The organism is Crassaminicella profunda (genome assembly GCF_019884785.1).
Lineage (GTDB): Bacteria > Bacillota > Clostridia > Peptostreptococcales > Thermotaleaceae > Crassaminicella > Crassaminicella profunda.
Genome location: NZ_CP082326.1, coordinates 4,183,427 through 4,198,110, shown reverse-complemented (window position 1 = coordinate 4,198,110; position 14,684 = coordinate 4,183,427). Strand labels below are relative to the sequence as shown.

Here is a 14,684-nt window from a genome sequence, read left to right as displayed (position 1 = left end):
ATTCAACTAATAGTATGTCTTTCTTCCCTTACATATCATTCATACCCATTATCATTTTTTTAAAACTTTATTCTTCTGTATATTTATCTAAGTTTGCAAATTTGGTAAATTGACCAAGCCATGCTAGTTCTACTGTTCCTGTTGAACCATTACGCTGCTTTGCAATAATCAGCTCTCCAATATTTTTCTTTTCACTATCTTCATGATAATATTCATCTCTATATAAAAACATAACAATATCTGCATCCTGCTCAATGGCTCCAGATTCTCTTAAGTCTGATAAAATAGGACGGTGATCTGCACGTAATTCTGGCGCACGGGATAGCTGTGATAAGGCAATTACAGGACAATCCATTTCTCTTGCTAACCCTTTCAAAGAACGAGAAATATTAGAAATTTCCTGCTGTCTACTTTCTGTTCTACCGTCTCCAGACATTAACTGCAAGTAATCAATTAAAACTAAATCTAATCCTTGCTCCATTTTAAGTCTTCTACATTTTGCTTTCATTTCCATAACCGTGATCCCTGGTGTATCATCAATGAAAATTTTTGCTTGTGCTAAAGGTCCCATTGCCTTTGCCATCTTTGGCCACTCATCTTCCGTTAGAGTACCTGTTCTAATTTTTTGAATCTCTATATGGGACTCAGAGCTTAACATACGCTGTACAAGCTGTTCTTTTGACATCTCAAGACTAAATATAGCAACAGATGCATCTGCTTTAATGGCTGCATTTTGAGCAACATTTATGGAAAAGGCTGTCTTTCCCATACTAGGTCTTGCTGCAACCAAAATCAAGTCTGATTTTTGAAGACCACTGGTTTTCCTATCTATATCAGAAAATCCCGTTGTAAGACCTGTAATGCCCCCCTTGTTTTTATAGAGTGCATCAATTTTATCAAAAGCTTCTAACAATACTTCGCGAATACCCGTAAATCCTTCTTGAGATTTTTTTTGTGAAATATCAAAGATATTTTTTTCTGCTAAATCTAAAATATTGTTTACTTCTTCTTCTGCTTGATAACCTTTTTCTAATATTTCAGAAGAAGCCTTAATCAATCGTCTTAAAATAGATTTTTCTTCAACAATCTTAGCATAATACTTAACATTGGTAGTTGTTGGCACAGCCGAAGAAAGACTTGTTAAATAAGTAATCCCTCCAATGGCCTCTAAAGTTTGTCTTTGCGTCAATTCTTCTGCTAAGGTTACAAGGTCTACTGGCTCATCTCTAGTGTATAGTGCAATAATAGCATCATAAATTTCTTTATGTGCTTCCTTATAAAAATCCTCTCCACGAATCATTTCTGTTGACATAACAATAGCTTCTTTATCAAGAATCATAGCTCCTAGTACGGACTGTTCTGCATCTATATTATGGGGAGGAACTCTTCCAAAATGCTCCATTTCATCACCTTTCCTCTTTTAAACTCGTTGTTTTTCTCATAAACTTCCCAAACAAAACTTAGCTTACACCTTATAAAAAGACCAGCATCATTTTTTTGCTGGTCTCCACCTTTAAGCTTCTAAAATCTGTACTTGCATTTTTGCTGTTACTTCTGGATAAACCTTGATCTCTACAAACATTGCTCCTAATGTTTTAATTGGACTATCTAATTGAATCTTTCTCTTATCAATTTTAATCTTATGTTGCTTCATAAGTCCCTCGGCAATATCCTTTGAAGTAATAGATCCAAATAATCTTCCGCCTTCTCCAGCTTTTCCTTCTAATTTAACCGTTAAATTTGAAATTTTATCTGCTAAAGCTTTTGCTTTTGCAAACTCTTCATCTTTTTTTCTCTTTTCTGCTGCTTTTTGTTTTTCTAAAACCTTTACACTTCCAGATGTAGCTTCTTTTGCAAGTCCCCTTGGAATTAAAAAGTTTCTAGCATGTCCATCACTAGCATTCACCACATTACCTTTTTTTCCTAGTCCTTTTACATCTTTTAATAAGATTACTTTCATGATTCTTCACCTTCCTCAAAATATTCTTCAATTGCTTTTTCTAGCACTGCTTTAGCTTCTTCTATGGTTTTATCTTTTAGTTGAGCACCTGCCACACTCAGATGTCCACCTCCACCAAGTTTTTCTAAAATCAATTGTACATTAATATCCCCTAAGGATCTTCCGCTAATAATAATCTCTTGATTATTTCTAATTCCCAAAACAAAAGATGCCGTAATTCCTCGAATATTAAGGAGTTCATCAGCTGCCTGGGCTGCTACTAAAGATGTATTTTCCATATCCTTTGAACAAACAGATAAAGCAATATTATTTCCAATACTCTTTGCATTTTTCACAACATCTGCTATAGATACAAAAGTATCTAAATCATCCTGAAAAAGCTGCCTTACATTGGTTGTATCTGCTCCTGCACGTCTTAACCAAGATGCTGCTTCAAAGGTACGCACCCCTGTTTTAAAGGAGAAGTTTTTTGTATCTACTGTAATACCCGCAAGTAATGCTTCTGCTTCTATTTTTTCAATGTTAATCTTATCATCCATGTATTGAAGAATTTCAGCAATCAACTCACAAGTAGAAGACGCATACGGCTCTAGATATGTAAGAACTGCCTGATCAATAAATTCTGCTCCTCTTCGATGGTGATCTATAAGAACTACCCTCTCAGCTATCTCTAGCACTTTAGGGCATTGGGTAAAGTTGGGTCTATGGGTATCTACCACTACAACCAATGTATCTTTACTCACGCCACTTAAAAGGTCTTCACAATTAATAAACTTGTATTCTTCATACTCTTTTATATGATCATATAAATTCTTTATAGCTTCATTTACATGATCTAATACAATATACGCTTCTCTTTCTCTATTTCTTACAGCTCTATATACGCCTAAAGCTGCCCCCAAGCTATCCATATCAGGAAAATTATGTCCCATAATAACCACTTCTTTTGACTGATCAATTAATTGTCTCAATGCATGAGCAATAACTCTTGCTTTTACTTTGGTTCTTTTCTCAACAGCTTTTGTTTTTCCTCCATAGAAATTCAACGTCTTAATTTTTTTTACAACAGCTTGATCTCCACCTCTACCTAAAGCAAGATCCATAGCCGCTCTTGCATATTCTTCTAATTGGGCTGGACTCTTTCCATTTGCCCCAACCCCTATACTTAGGGTAATAGGAATTTGATTTCCTACCTGGATTTCTCTTATTTCATCCAAAATAGTAAATTTCTTCGTTTCTAAAAGCTCTACATATTGATTTTCCACAAATGTTATATATTTATCCTTTTGGTATTTCTGAATAGCTGCATTCATTCTTGATCCCCAAAGACTTATTCGTCTATCAATTTCAGCAATCACCAAAGGTCTATTTGCTTCTTCTGTATTCTTCAAAACATCATCATAATTATCAACTTCTATAAGAATCACCACAGGCTTTTCTTCATTGTACTTGACCTTTAAATTTTGAAAATTGGTAATCTCTATCCAATATAGCATAATCATGTATTTTTCATCATTTGTAGATGTTTTTACTATATTATATAAAACTTTATAGTGTCTATCTTCAATTGTTACCTCAACTACCATATCTTCTTTTTCCTTCAAAATATTGTTTATCTTAAAGCCTCCAATTACATCTTCAATATTTTTTTCAAGAAGATCCTTTGTATCAATCATTTCTGAAAATGTAGCATTGTACCAGCTAATACTTCCATCAAATTCAATGACTACCAAAGGAATAGGCATATCTAATACAGCATATCTTGTAACAGAATCTATATTAGAAGATAAGTCTTCAATATACTTGGTCCACATTTCTTGTCGGTTATGCTGCGTTTTCCAATTATAATAGGCAAAATACATGAGTACTAGAATACCTATACTCCCTATCCATGTATTATAATAGGCAATAATCCCTACAAATAAAGTCATCATCCATAAATAAATCTTTGTATCGGGTATTAACAATTTGCTAAACCTCATATTTTTCATATCTAGCACTCCTAAATATTCTCATTATCCCTTTGTAGTTTCCTTAAATTTATCAGTGCATCAATAATTCCCATTACAGCAATAATAAAAACACCATTTCCACTAAATAATAGCAGCATATAAATAAGAATTCTCAATACTTTCTTTATCTTAAAATGATGTAAAAAATAGCTTACGACACCAAGGCCTTGCACAAAATAAATAAGTTGAAAAATCAAAATTTCATTTACTACCAAGGTCTGAAAGTTTACAATCTGAAGATATTGGGTCATCATTGTAAGGAATCCAATGAATACAGTTCCCATAACAAAGCTTCTTGGTAAACGAACATATCTTAAAGGAGGTAGCCCTTCAACTTCATTTCCTATTCTCTTTAATATACGTGTAGCTACAGCATGATTGATATACGAAAAAAATGCTGAACCTATAATCATACCAGCAGGAATCGTCATCCCCATAGCTTGCATATAAATTTTCATATTTTCTTCCAAATTTTTTATTTGTTCAGGTTTCATTCCCATATCTTTATACATCTGCATTTGTTTTATTTGCATATCCATAACTATTTTCATTTGTCCCATTACTTTGTCTATAACATTTACTCCAGACAATACACTTACAAAACTAATAGACAAAATTAAACCTAAAAGAGCCGCTATAACTCCACCTGCTAATACTTTAAAAGGTTTATACTTTTTATTCATCATATATCCCATAACAATAGCCGGTAGCCCCATAAATAAAACAACAAACATAGTCTGTATAGGTCCTATCAAACTTACAATAACCATTGCCCAAACAATAACTGCCAATATAGTAAAATGTATTCCTTGTCTTTTCCCAAGTATTATAAAAGGTACAGGGATTAAAAAGATCACAGGCGTTAATATAGGTATATAGATCAATACAATTGTAAAAATACTCACTAAAGTTGCCATCAATGCAGCTTCAACTAGCGCCCGTGTTTTTTTCTGTTTATCCAAACAATATCACTCCTAGCTACGATTCTTATCCAAATACTGCTTCAAACTTGACAAATCTCCATGCCAATCTTCTATTTTATGTTTCTCCAAAATGCCTAATTTTATCTTATCTTCTATACGCATATCTATCCTCGTAAAAGGAATGCCTAATCTTTTTCCTAGAATATAAGTTACCATAATAATATTTGCTAAAACATCTATTAATAAATCTTGTGATCCTTTTACACCTTTTAATAATATTTCATATAGTGATGCAATCGTCATAAGTAATTCACTTTTCAACCATTCAATGGTCTTTATGTTTTTGGTTATATCTATATGATGGTCCCCTAGATTCATAGTTTTTATCCCCCTTTATATACATTATAGCAGATTCACCCATATTGTATAGATACGCCATTTTATAATTTTTTTATTTTACTCTATTATAATCCCTTTTTACAAAATCTCAAATATTAAAAAAGAGAAGTGATTTACTCACTTCTCTTATTCTTATTCTGCTGTATATGGTAATAATGCAACGATTCTTGCTCTTTTGATTGCTACAGTTAAAGCTCTTTGATGTGTTGCACAAGTACCACTGATTCTTCTTGGAAGTATTTTACCTCTTTCAGTAACGTACTTACCAAGTTTTTTTACATCTTTATAATCTATAGTGCTTGATTTATCTGCACAAAAGCTACATACTCTTTTTTTACGGCCACGTCTTTTTGGTCTTGGCATTTTCATTTCCCTCCTTTTTAGAATGGAATATCGTCATCATCTTCTATGGCTTGGAAGCCATCTGGTTCTATCGGAGATGGATTAAATCCACCTTGTTCATCTCTACTTCTTTTTGTATCTAAGAATTGTACTCTATTTGCTACTATATCTATATTGTAATGTTTTACACCATCTTTTTCGTAGTTATTATTTTGAAGTCTTCCTTGTATTGCAACAAGACTTCCTTTTGCCAAGTAATTTGCACAATTTTCACCTTGTTTGTCCCATACGACTATTCTGAAAAAATCTGCTTGTTTGTCTTGGCCATATCCTCTATCTACTGCTATACTAAAGGTGGCAATTGCTTTTCCGCTTCCTGCTGTAAATCTAAGTTCAGGATCTCTTGTTAATCTCCCGATTAATGTAACTTGATTCATAAAAACACCACCTTAAATTTACTTTTCTTCTAAGTTTACTGTTAGATGTCTCATTACGTCATCAGAAATTCTGAAGTTTCTGTCTAACTCTTTTGGAACATCAATACCTGATTTGAAGTTCATTAAAACATAGTAACCTTCGTTCATCTTGTTGATTTCATAAGCTAACTTTTTGTTACCCCACTCCTCAACCTTTTCAATTTCACCGTTTGCTTCAACGATTCCTTTGAATTTTTCGATTACTGCATTTCTTTTTTCTTCTTCAAGGTTTGACTTTAATATGAACATAGTTTCATATTTTCTCATTCTTTTCCACCTCCCTATGGACTAATTCGGCCCTAAACAAATAGGACAGAGAGTGATATTCTCACATCTAAGCATTATATCAGTTCTACAATTAATTTGCAAGGATAAAAATAAAAAAGCCGTAGAAACTACGACTTTATTTCAAAATTTCTGTCTTTAAAACTTCCCCAAGTCTTCTAATTCCCTCTACGATTCTTTCATCTGTCATATTAGAATAATTGAGGCGGAAAGTATTCTCATTTCCTCCATTTGGGAAAAATGAGCCTCCTGGTACAAATGCAACCTTCTTTTCTAATGCTTTTTTCATTAATTCTTTTGCATCCATCCCCCTAGGTAGTTCTACCCAAATAAATAATCCGCCCTCTGGATACGTGTATTTTATCTCTTTTGGGAATGTTTCCTTCATTGTATTTAGCATTAAATCTCGACGCTTCTTATAAACTCTTTTAAGCTCTTCTACATGATGATCTAAATCATAATTTTCTATAAATGCATTCACTTCCATTTGTGCCATAGTACTTGTATGAGCATCTGCTGGCTGCTTTGAAAGGATGAATTTTTCTAGTATTTCCTTAGATGCATATACCCATCCTAAACGAAGTCCTGGACAGAATATTTTAGAGAATGATCCTAAAAATACAACTCTTCCTTCTGTATCTAGCCCTTTTAAGGATGGCAATATTTCTCCATCATATCTTAATTCCCCATAAGGATTATCTTCAATAATTGGTAAATCATATTTATTAGCAAGCTCTAATAGCTTTTTACGTCTTTCTACGGACCAAGTTTTCCCTGTTGGATTTTGAAAATCTGGTATAACATAAATAAGCCTAGCTTGTGGATTTTCTTTTAATTTTTTCTCTAAATCCTCCATGATCATACCATCATCATCTGTAGCTACTTCTAAAAATTCACATTCATAAGCTTTAAATGCACTAATAGCTCCTAAATAACTAGGACTTTCACAGATTACCACATCTTTAGGATTTAAAAAGATTTTCCCTGCAAAATCTAATCCTTGCTGAGAACCACTGGTAATTAAAATATCTTCTCCCTGTGCCTCTATTCCAAACTTTTTCATTCTATCAGCTATTTTTTCTCTTAGTGGCAAAAAACCCTCTGTTGTGCTGTATTGAAGTGCTTTTTGTCCACTTTCTTCTAATACCTTTACAGTAATATTTTTCATTTCTTCAATAGGAAATAATTCTGGTGCTGGCATACCTCCTGCAAAGGATATAATATCTGGTAATTGTGTAAGCTTTAGTATTTCTCTTATTTCAGATGCTTTCATGTTTTCCAAACGATTTGCATACTTCATCTAACAACACCCCCACAAAATTATACGATTATTTCGTCTATTATATCACAAAATTTTGTTATTTTTCTTTATTTTGTATAATATTGTGGTTTTGATGAAAATTTATGCATTTTGATCTATCTACTTATTCTTCTTTTCTCTCTACTATTTTCTTGACTCTCTTTTCAAGCTTTACTCTTGGAATCCATACTTGTTTATCACATCCAAGGCATCTGATTCTGAAATCCATCCCTGTCCTCATAATTTCAAATTCATCACTTCCACAAGGATGACTCTTTTTTACTTTTATAATATCTCCTACTTTTAAATCCATAGGCATAAATCATTCTCTCCTTTCCTATATAATTACCCGAAACATTTTTGTTTCGGGCAGTCTTCATAAAAATATTTTAACTTTTTTCGTTTCCTATGACAACTCTTCTCGGATAAGGAATTTCTATTTCTTTCTCATCAAATCGTTCTTTAATTCTTTTTCTTAGTTCTCTTTCTACTGCCCACTGCTCTAGAGGCACTGTTTTTGCAATGATGGATAATACTACATCCGATTCTCCTAAATTGGTAACTCCTAAAACAGTAGGTCCTTCTATAATTTTTTCATTTTCGTGAGCCACTTCTTCACATAATTCCTTTAAAACATGAATAGCATTGTCTATATTTTCTTCATAAGCTATTCCTACATCTACCCAAGCTCTCATATTTCCTCTACATTTATTGGTGACAATATCAATGCTTCCATTAGGAATAATATGCAAATCCCCATTAAGATCTCGAATGGTGGTAACCCTTAAAGTCATATCTTCTATAATGCCTGATTTACTTCCTATTTCTACATGGTCTCCTACTTGAAATTGATCTTCTAACAAAATAAAAAAACCTGAAATGATATCACGAACTAAATTTTGTGCCCCGAAACCAATTGCCAAACCTCCGATTCCAGCTGCTGCAATGAGGGAAGATATATTGATTCCTATAGTTTGAAGGATAGGGGTGAAAGCAACAAAATAAATAGTATATCTAACGATACTATTGACAATCCCTTTTATGGTATTGATTCTTTTCTCTTCCCCTCCAATTTTAAATTTTTCTCTATTAGCGAAAAATTTATTGACTGCCATGTTGGAAAAGCGTACGGCTAAAATCATTGCAATAAATATTAAAATAATTTTAAAAAAATCACCTATATGCGTACCTAATTTTTTTGCAATGATCCATTCATGAATATATTTTACGATTTTTTCTAAGAAATTATTATAAAAGCCTTCCAACCTATCCTCCTCCCCCTCTATACAATCCTTTTGACAAATTTATTCTTTCCTCTTTTTTTAACCTTATATACATCTACCTTTTCTTGGTCTTGCCCTAATGCTTTCATAATGTCTGAAAATTTTTCTAATGAAAATTTTATAGAAAGACCACAGCTTGCACTAATCTCCCTAGGAGTGGGAATCGTTTCTATAACAAATTCATTTTTTAATCGACTCTCTGTTTGAATAGCATGATGGGTTGATTCAAAAGATATTACGTAAAATTCTTGTTCTAACATAAATATTCCTCTCTATAATGTTACTCTATTTTTTGCACCATGAAGGGCATCAACAATTGAATACATATTACTTACGCTTCCTACAGCTAATTTGTCCTTTAAATGGAAATAATCAAGGCAAGTCCCACAAGAAAGAAGTTCTACCCCTTCACTTTCTAAGTGTTTTAGATAATCTAAAACTTCTGATCCTTCTACTGTTAATTTTACACCACTGTTCATAAATAATAAAGTTTTAGGATAAGGAGTATATTCTGTCAATGTATAAATATAGCCCTTCATCAATATTTTTCCTAATTCCTCGGAACCTTCTGCTAACATGTCACTTCCAAATAAAATCACTAAATCTCGTTCTTCTTCACATTGACATATAATCTCTTCGTTCCCTTCGCCTCTATGAATATACACATAATAGTCTCCATTTTCTTCTTTTGTATCCACATCATAATTTAAGCTTTTTGCAAGCTTTGATACATTCTGCATAGCCACTTCATTATCTACAATGGTCGTAATACTCCCCTCTTTTAATCCATCTAAAACCTTCTTTGTCTCTATTACTGGTTTTGGACAACTAAGTCCTCTTGCATCTACTTTTTTATTCATTTCTATTTCCCCCTCCGTCTCTTTGCCTTTGTGATTTTTTATATCACTCTAAGTTTATTATATCTATATTTGAGGTCCTCATTCTATAAAAGTTTTCTATAGGTTATTCCTTTTGTATAGAAAATATCTATCCACTTATAGCTCCCTGGAGTATTCCAATGATTGGATTATTGTAATATAAAGTTTTTGCCAAAATAGACTTTTCTAGCCCTTCTATAAATATACCTGAGTGAGTCATTGCTGTAAAAGGCGTAATGACTGCAAGAAAAATAAAAACAATTAATAATCCTTTTAAAAATCCGAAAAGGACTCCACCAAGACAATTAAACTGTTTAAGTACTGGCAATGTAGCTATACCATCTAATAAATGTCCTACGATAAATAATACGATTTTTATAACAAAAAAAATAATAATAATGCTTATAAAATCTATAAACATTCGTGCAAGAATATCTGATAAATAACCATAAACACCCTCCATTGCTTGATGGCTATAGGCTCTCATTGTATCACTTTTCATAAAAAGATTTTCTATTGCTTTTGGAAACTTTAAAATTTCAAAAATGTTTGTATTTCCTGTCATAGTTGAAGCTGCTACACTATCATCAACAGCTATATGAACCCTTTCTCCTATTACCTTTTGTGCCCTTAAAAATATTGTGGAATTCTCCATTATATATTGTGAAAGGTTTGGGTAATATATTTTTGCTACAAACCCTGCAACAATAAAGCTACTCATTTTAAAAAAGGATAAGATTAATCCATTTTTCCATCCCTTAATCACATTGATCGTAAATATAACAAGAATCAAAACATCCATCCAACTCATATACCCATCACCCCTACTGCTCTTTGTAATTCACCTGTATAATCTCTAATTTATCTTTTAAAACCAATACCAATTGGTCATCAGAAATAATATATACAGATTGAATATCATTGTTTATTTTCTTTTCCATCAATTTTTTCCCTTTTTCTAAGATCATATATAAAGTTCGATCTGTAAAGGCAATACTACTATTTCCTTTGCTAGTAATCCCTAATACTTCTCCTTGAATAGGAATAGGGTCCATTTCAGTCTTATCCATATCTACAATGGATATATAATTTCTATTTTTCGTATCCAATATAGACTTTTTATTATCTACAAGATACATAACAAGAAATCCTTGTTCATTCCAAGCGATTCGATTAATAGAATCAGATATTTTTTTATTCCAAACTACTCTATCTTCTTTACTAAAAACCATCAATTGACTATCTCCAACATTCATCAGTCGATGATCTTCACTAAAAAATAAGTTACTTACAATTTGCTCCTCTTTATCATACTTATGCCCCCCAAGAAGTTTTCCTTCATGAGAGTACAGGGCAACATTTGTTTCTATTTTGTTATTATCTATATTCATAACAGATACAGCGATCATGTTATTATCTGATAGAGCCATATCCATAATCGTTCCCTTATTGACAATCACCTTTCCTTCTTCTTTTCCTTCTGCATTAAATATATGTATCGTACTTTTATCCTTTTCTTCACTATAAAGAGCAATCATGCCTTCTTTATTGCATACAAAATCCCTTATTGGTTTTTCAAGAGAAATATCCCATACAACACGTCCTTGAATATTTACAGCTGTAATAGTACCTGCTTCTTTATCTGTTAAATAAATTAAATTTTCACTAGCTTTAACAGAAGGATTTTTTACTTCCTTTTCTATACGCCATTTTTCAGTTCCTTCTAAATTAAAGGCCTTTAATTTATTTTTATTATAGACAATAATATCTTTTTTAAAAGGATAAACAATCAAATTTTTATCTTTATCATAATCAATAGTAGCCATTTTTTGAAAATCTAGCACATGATCTCCAAAAAAGTTTTGAACCAATGCTACAACCTTCATCCCTCCTACGATAATAAGACATATAAAGATAAAAACAAATATCTTAAATCGTAAAGGTCTTCTTTTTCTTGCCATCTACATTCCTCCTGAGTAAAATATCAAGATCTTAATTACTTTATTTCTATAAATTCTCAAAAAATCTTTCTTTAAATCTTTCTAACCTATGCTTTTCTATATTCTCCTAAACTTCTTCAAATCCTCTAACAATCATCACTTCTTCCCCTTTTTTAATACTAACAAGATTATAAATAAAACCCCAATATATCCAAACATGGGGTAAAGAACATGCACCAACCTTTTAAATCCAAACTGCGCCAAAGGAATGGTTACAATAAAAAATAAAATACAAGCCTGTAAATGCTTAATTTTTAATCTTTTTTCCATGCTTTGTATAAAAACAAATCCATTGGCAATAGCCGTTGTCAGCATAGCAAACCATAATAAAATACCATAAATATTCCCCATATTTTCTCCAAGAGTTGATGCAATAGCTATCATGGGAATTTCAACATCTTGAATGGCTCTATACACGATCAAAGTTGATAAAAACAAAAAAAGTAGCATAACACCTAATAAAGCTCCACCAAGACCACCACCCAGAACCGCATCTCTCTTATTATTTAATAAAGGATACAGTGAGCTTAGTACCATCACTGCACATATACTATTATAACTCACATATAGAATACAAGAAGTCATCCAGTTATCTCCTATTGTATAAAAATTACCATCTACATTACAATCAAAAGGTAGATTTTGAGGAATAACAAAAACACCAATAGCTATAATTCCTACTATTAACAAAGGTACTACAATACTGTTTACAATTGCCAGCCCTCTCATACTAAAAATGAAGGTAATAAACGTAATAACACTCATAAAGATCATCCCTATTTCTTTTCCATAACCAAACTGCTGCTCAAATAAAGCCCCACTCCCTGCAAGCATAACACAATAAAATGAAAGTAATAAAAAAGCTAAAAAAAACTCTACTACTTTTCCTAAATAAGGACCAAAAAAAGGAAGTATCCAATCATGATAAGAAATAATTTTATAGTTATATACCTTTACTAAAATAATACTTCCAATCATTCCAAATAAAATAGCTGTCACTAACACTCCATAAATCCCCTTTATTCCATACCTTGTAAAAAAACGCATAGTTTCCTGCCCAGAAGCAAATCCAGCACCAATAAGTGTTCCTATATAAATACTAGCAATTTTAAAAACATTCCTCTTCCCCATAAAATCCCCCCTTTATGCTAATACATTCTATGTTGATAAAAAGTTGTCTCATGATACATATGTTAGTTAATTATTTAACACCAAAATGAATCAAAATTGTAAATAAATTCATATTTATCAATTAATTCTTTTTCTGACATAAAGTGAATTATTTAGACAAGCCTTTGTAGTATTCAACTTGAATACGTTTTCCAAAATTAATTATTTTTTTAACAAAGTGGTTTATTTTTGAAAAAAAATGTGGTATGATAGTATCAAACAAAGTTAATTTTTTAACAAGTGCGAACAAAATATATTTCTAGAAAGAAGATGATATAGATGTTGTTAAAGTTAATAACCATGACAGCAGTTGTATTATTTGTAAGATACGTATCTACAATAAACAAAATGGAAAAAACCAGACAACAAAAAAAAAGATTTAATGTATATTAAAAAATTAACGCTTCTGATTTTTTCAGAAGCGTTTTTTTGTAATACCAGCTATGAGTTTTTTATAATCTGAATGGATTCTAAAAAACTACATATAATACAGTGGTATAGCATCCTTTTTTTAAATTCATTTGGAGGCATGAGTATGAAAGAATCCTCTATTTCAAATAAGCAAGCAATATCTATTATATTTTTCTTTATCATTGGAGAATCTTCCATACTTTTGCCAGGTTTGTCTGCAAAAAAAGATTTATGGTTGTCAATTCTTTTATCTTTCTTCATGATACTTCCTTTTATTTTTGTATATAGTAGATTATTTACTATTTTTCCAGGAAAAGATTTATTTGATGTGATTAAAATTTGTTTTGGAAATTTCATTGGAAAAGGAATCATTTTATTGTACACTTGGTATGCTCTTGATTTATCTGCTTTAGTTTTAAGAGATTTTGGTCAATTTGTTAATACAATCAATCTTATTAAAACACCTATAATGGTGTCCCTCATCTGCATTATGTTCCTATGTATTTGGATCATAAAAGAAGGAATTGAAGTTATGGGTAAGTTTAGCGAAATTTTTTTTATTTTACCTATGATTTTGTTAATCATTGTAATCTTATTCTTAATTCCAAATATGAATTTAAATAATATTCGACCCCTATTATATAATGGCATAAAACCAGTTATGAAAGGCGCCTATGAAGTATTCATATATCCTTTTGGTGAAATCGTAATATTTACTACCATTTTTTCTTCTTTTAAAGAAAAAAAATCTATTTATAGCATCTATCTTTATAGTTTATTACTTGGAGGAATATTCTTATTTTTAACTTCTTTAACTATTATTTTAACTTTAGGCATAAATAACGCATTGAGTCTATACTTTCCAGGATATGCAACTGTTGGACATGTCCATATTGGGGATATTTTACAAAGAATAGAAGCTATCTCTGCTCTTGTATTTTTATTAGGAGGTTTTATTAAAGTAAGTATTTATTTGTTTGCTGCTTGCAAAGGAGTTGCTAAGATATTTGACTGTAGCAATTACAAATTCATAGTAACACCTATTGCATTACTCATACTTAACCTAACTTACTTTGAATTTGAAAATATCATGAGCTTTAACGAATGGATTTTTGATGTATGGATCTACTATGCTTTTTTATTTATAGTCATTTTACCTATTACTATACTCATTTTTGCAGAAATAAAAAAACGATTCAGTACGGCTAATCAAAAATCATAAGATTTTATAACAAAACAGCTACT

17 protein-coding genes are annotated in these 14,684 nt (G+C 31.4%); 1 reads left to right on the top strand and 16 read right to left on the bottom strand.

Going from position 1 to position 14,684, the window contains the following annotated elements; genetic code table 11:
* Positions 1-67 precede the first annotated feature (67 nt).
* The 16 genes from dnaB to K7H06_RS19255 all read right to left on the bottom strand — a co-directional run bounded on the left by dnaB (position 68) and on the right by K7H06_RS19255 (position 12,989).
* Complete coding sequence (gene dnaB, locus K7H06_RS19330; RefSeq protein WP_223037632.1) at positions 68-1,402, bottom strand: replicative DNA helicase; 1,335 nt, start codon at positions 1,400-1,402, stop codon at positions 68-70.
* Between the two features lie 111 nt (positions 1,403-1,513).
* On the bottom strand, positions 1,514-1,960 hold the full coding sequence (rplI, locus tag K7H06_RS19325) for a 50S ribosomal protein L9 (RefSeq protein ID WP_223037631.1): 447 nt from the start codon (positions 1,958-1,960) through the stop codon (positions 1,514-1,516).
* Entirely contained in the window at positions 1,957-3,951 is a 1,995-nt protein-coding gene (locus tag K7H06_RS19320) for a DHH family phosphoesterase (protein ID WP_223037630.1), read from the bottom strand. Before K7H06_RS19320 ends, rplI begins: the two co-directional genes overlap by 4 nt.
* An 11-nt stretch (positions 3,952-3,962) precedes the next feature.
* Complete coding sequence (locus K7H06_RS19315; protein ID WP_223037629.1) at positions 3,963-4,934, bottom strand: YybS family protein; 972 nt, start codon at positions 4,932-4,934, stop codon at positions 3,963-3,965.
* Positions 4,935-4,946: 12 nt separating this feature from the next.
* Positions 4,947-5,273: a MazG-like family protein gene (locus K7H06_RS19310; RefSeq protein ID WP_223037628.1), complete on the bottom strand. Its 327-nt coding sequence runs from the start codon at positions 5,271-5,273 to the stop codon at positions 4,947-4,949.
* 153 nt (positions 5,274-5,426) lie between these two features.
* On the bottom strand, positions 5,427-5,657 hold the full coding sequence (gene rpsR, locus K7H06_RS19305) for a 30S ribosomal protein S18 (protein ID WP_223037627.1): 231 nt from the start codon (positions 5,655-5,657) through the stop codon (positions 5,427-5,429).
* A 17-nt stretch (positions 5,658-5,674) separates the two neighbouring features.
* On the bottom strand, positions 5,675-6,073 hold the full coding sequence (locus K7H06_RS19300) for a single-stranded DNA-binding protein (protein ID WP_223037626.1): 399 nt from the start codon (positions 6,071-6,073) through the stop codon (positions 5,675-5,677).
* 18 nt (positions 6,074-6,091) lie between these two features.
* On the bottom strand, positions 6,092-6,379 hold the full coding sequence (gene rpsF / locus K7H06_RS19295; RefSeq protein ID WP_223037625.1) for a 30S ribosomal protein S6: 288 nt from the start codon (positions 6,377-6,379) through the stop codon (positions 6,092-6,094).
* Between the two features lie 136 nt (positions 6,380-6,515).
* The gene (locus K7H06_RS19290) at positions 6,516-7,697 is read right to left on the bottom strand and encodes an aminotransferase-like domain-containing protein (RefSeq protein WP_223037624.1); all 1,182 of its coding nucleotides are present in this window, start codon (positions 7,695-7,697) and stop codon (positions 6,516-6,518) included.
* Positions 7,698-7,821: 124 nt separating this feature from the next.
* Positions 7,822-8,010, bottom strand: a complete 189-nt coding sequence (locus K7H06_RS19285; RefSeq protein WP_343216834.1) for a DUF951 domain-containing protein — start codon at positions 8,008-8,010, stop codon at positions 7,822-7,824.
* 76 nt (positions 8,011-8,086) lie between these two features.
* The gene (locus K7H06_RS19280; RefSeq protein WP_223037622.1) at positions 8,087-8,962 is read right to left on the bottom strand and encodes a mechanosensitive ion channel family protein; all 876 of its coding nucleotides are present in this window, start codon (positions 8,960-8,962) and stop codon (positions 8,087-8,089) included.
* A gap of 17 nt (positions 8,963-8,979) precedes the next feature.
* The gene (locus tag K7H06_RS19275; RefSeq protein WP_223037621.1) at positions 8,980-9,240 is read right to left on the bottom strand and encodes a putative Se/S carrier protein; all 261 of its coding nucleotides are present in this window, start codon (positions 9,238-9,240) and stop codon (positions 8,980-8,982) included.
* A gap of 12 nt (positions 9,241-9,252) precedes the next feature.
* A complete protein-coding gene (yedF, locus tag K7H06_RS19270) occupies positions 9,253-9,840 on the bottom strand; it encodes a sulfurtransferase-like selenium metabolism protein YedF (protein WP_223037620.1) in 588 nt (195 codons plus the stop codon).
* A 127-nt stretch (positions 9,841-9,967) separates the two neighbouring features.
* Complete coding sequence (locus K7H06_RS19265; RefSeq protein ID WP_223037619.1) at positions 9,968-10,669, bottom strand: CvpA family protein; 702 nt, start codon at positions 10,667-10,669, stop codon at positions 9,968-9,970.
* Between the two features lie 13 nt (positions 10,670-10,682).
* Complete coding sequence (locus tag K7H06_RS19260; protein ID WP_223037618.1) at positions 10,683-11,819, bottom strand: DUF5711 family protein; 1,137 nt, start codon at positions 11,817-11,819, stop codon at positions 10,683-10,685.
* Between the two features lie 135 nt (positions 11,820-11,954).
* Entirely contained in the window at positions 11,955-12,989 is a 1,035-nt protein-coding gene (locus tag K7H06_RS19255) for a YkvI family membrane protein (RefSeq protein ID WP_223037617.1), read from the bottom strand.
* A gap of 574 nt (positions 12,990-13,563) precedes the next feature.
* Here K7H06_RS19255 and K7H06_RS19250 point away from each other — a divergent pair.
* The gene (locus K7H06_RS19250) at positions 13,564-14,661 is read left to right on the top strand and encodes a GerAB/ArcD/ProY family transporter (protein ID WP_223037616.1); all 1,098 of its coding nucleotides are present in this window, start codon (positions 13,564-13,566) and stop codon (positions 14,659-14,661) included.
* The last annotated feature ends 23 nt before the right edge of the window (positions 14,662-14,684 follow it).

Bases quoted from the DNA above. Each gene is read 5' to 3' on its own strand.
- K7H06_RS19300 (WP_223037626.1), bottom strand. From the start codon at position 6,073: ATGAATCAAGTTACATTAATCGGGAGATTAACAAGAGATCCTGAACTT.
- K7H06_RS19255 (WP_223037617.1), bottom strand. From the start codon at position 12,989: ATGGGGAAGAGGAATGTTTTTAAAATTGCTAGTATTTATATAGGAACA.
- yedF (WP_223037620.1), bottom strand. From the start codon at position 9,840: ATGAATAAAAAAGTAGATGCAAGAGGACTTAGTTGTCCAAAACCAGTA.
- K7H06_RS19265 (WP_223037619.1), bottom strand. From the start codon at position 10,669: ATGAGTTGGATGGATGTTTTGATTCTTGTTATATTTACGATCAATGTG.
- K7H06_RS19290 (WP_223037624.1), bottom strand. From the start codon at position 7,697: ATGAAGTATGCAAATCGTTTGGAAAACATGAAAGCATCTGAAATAAGA.
- K7H06_RS19250 (WP_223037616.1), top strand. From the start codon at position 13,564: ATGAAAGAATCCTCTATTTCAAATAAGCAAGCAATATCTATTATATTT.
- K7H06_RS19285 (WP_343216834.1), bottom strand. From the start codon at position 8,010: ATGGATTTAAAAGTAGGAGATATTATAAAAGTAAAAAAGAGTCATCCT.
- rplI (WP_223037631.1), bottom strand. From the start codon at position 1,960: ATGAAAGTAATCTTATTAAAAGATGTAAAAGGACTAGGAAAAAAAGGT.
- K7H06_RS19320 (WP_223037630.1), bottom strand. From the start codon at position 3,951: ATGAAAAATATGAGGTTTAGCAAATTGTTAATACCCGATACAAAGATT.
- rpsR (WP_223037627.1), bottom strand. From the start codon at position 5,657: ATGCCAAGACCAAAAAGACGTGGCCGTAAAAAAAGAGTATGTAGCTTT.
- K7H06_RS19310 (WP_223037628.1), bottom strand. From the start codon at position 5,273: ATGAATCTAGGGGACCATCATATAGATATAACCAAAAACATAAAGACC.
- rpsF (WP_223037625.1), bottom strand. From the start codon at position 6,379: ATGAGAAAATATGAAACTATGTTCATATTAAAGTCAAACCTTGAAGAA.
- K7H06_RS19275 (WP_223037621.1), bottom strand. From the start codon at position 9,240: ATGTTAGAACAAGAATTTTACGTAATATCTTTTGAATCAACCCATCAT.
- K7H06_RS19260 (WP_223037618.1), bottom strand. From the start codon at position 11,819: ATGGCAAGAAAAAGAAGACCTTTACGATTTAAGATATTTGTTTTTATC.
- dnaB (WP_223037632.1), bottom strand. From the start codon at position 1,402: ATGGAGCATTTTGGAAGAGTTCCTCCCCATAATATAGATGCAGAACAG.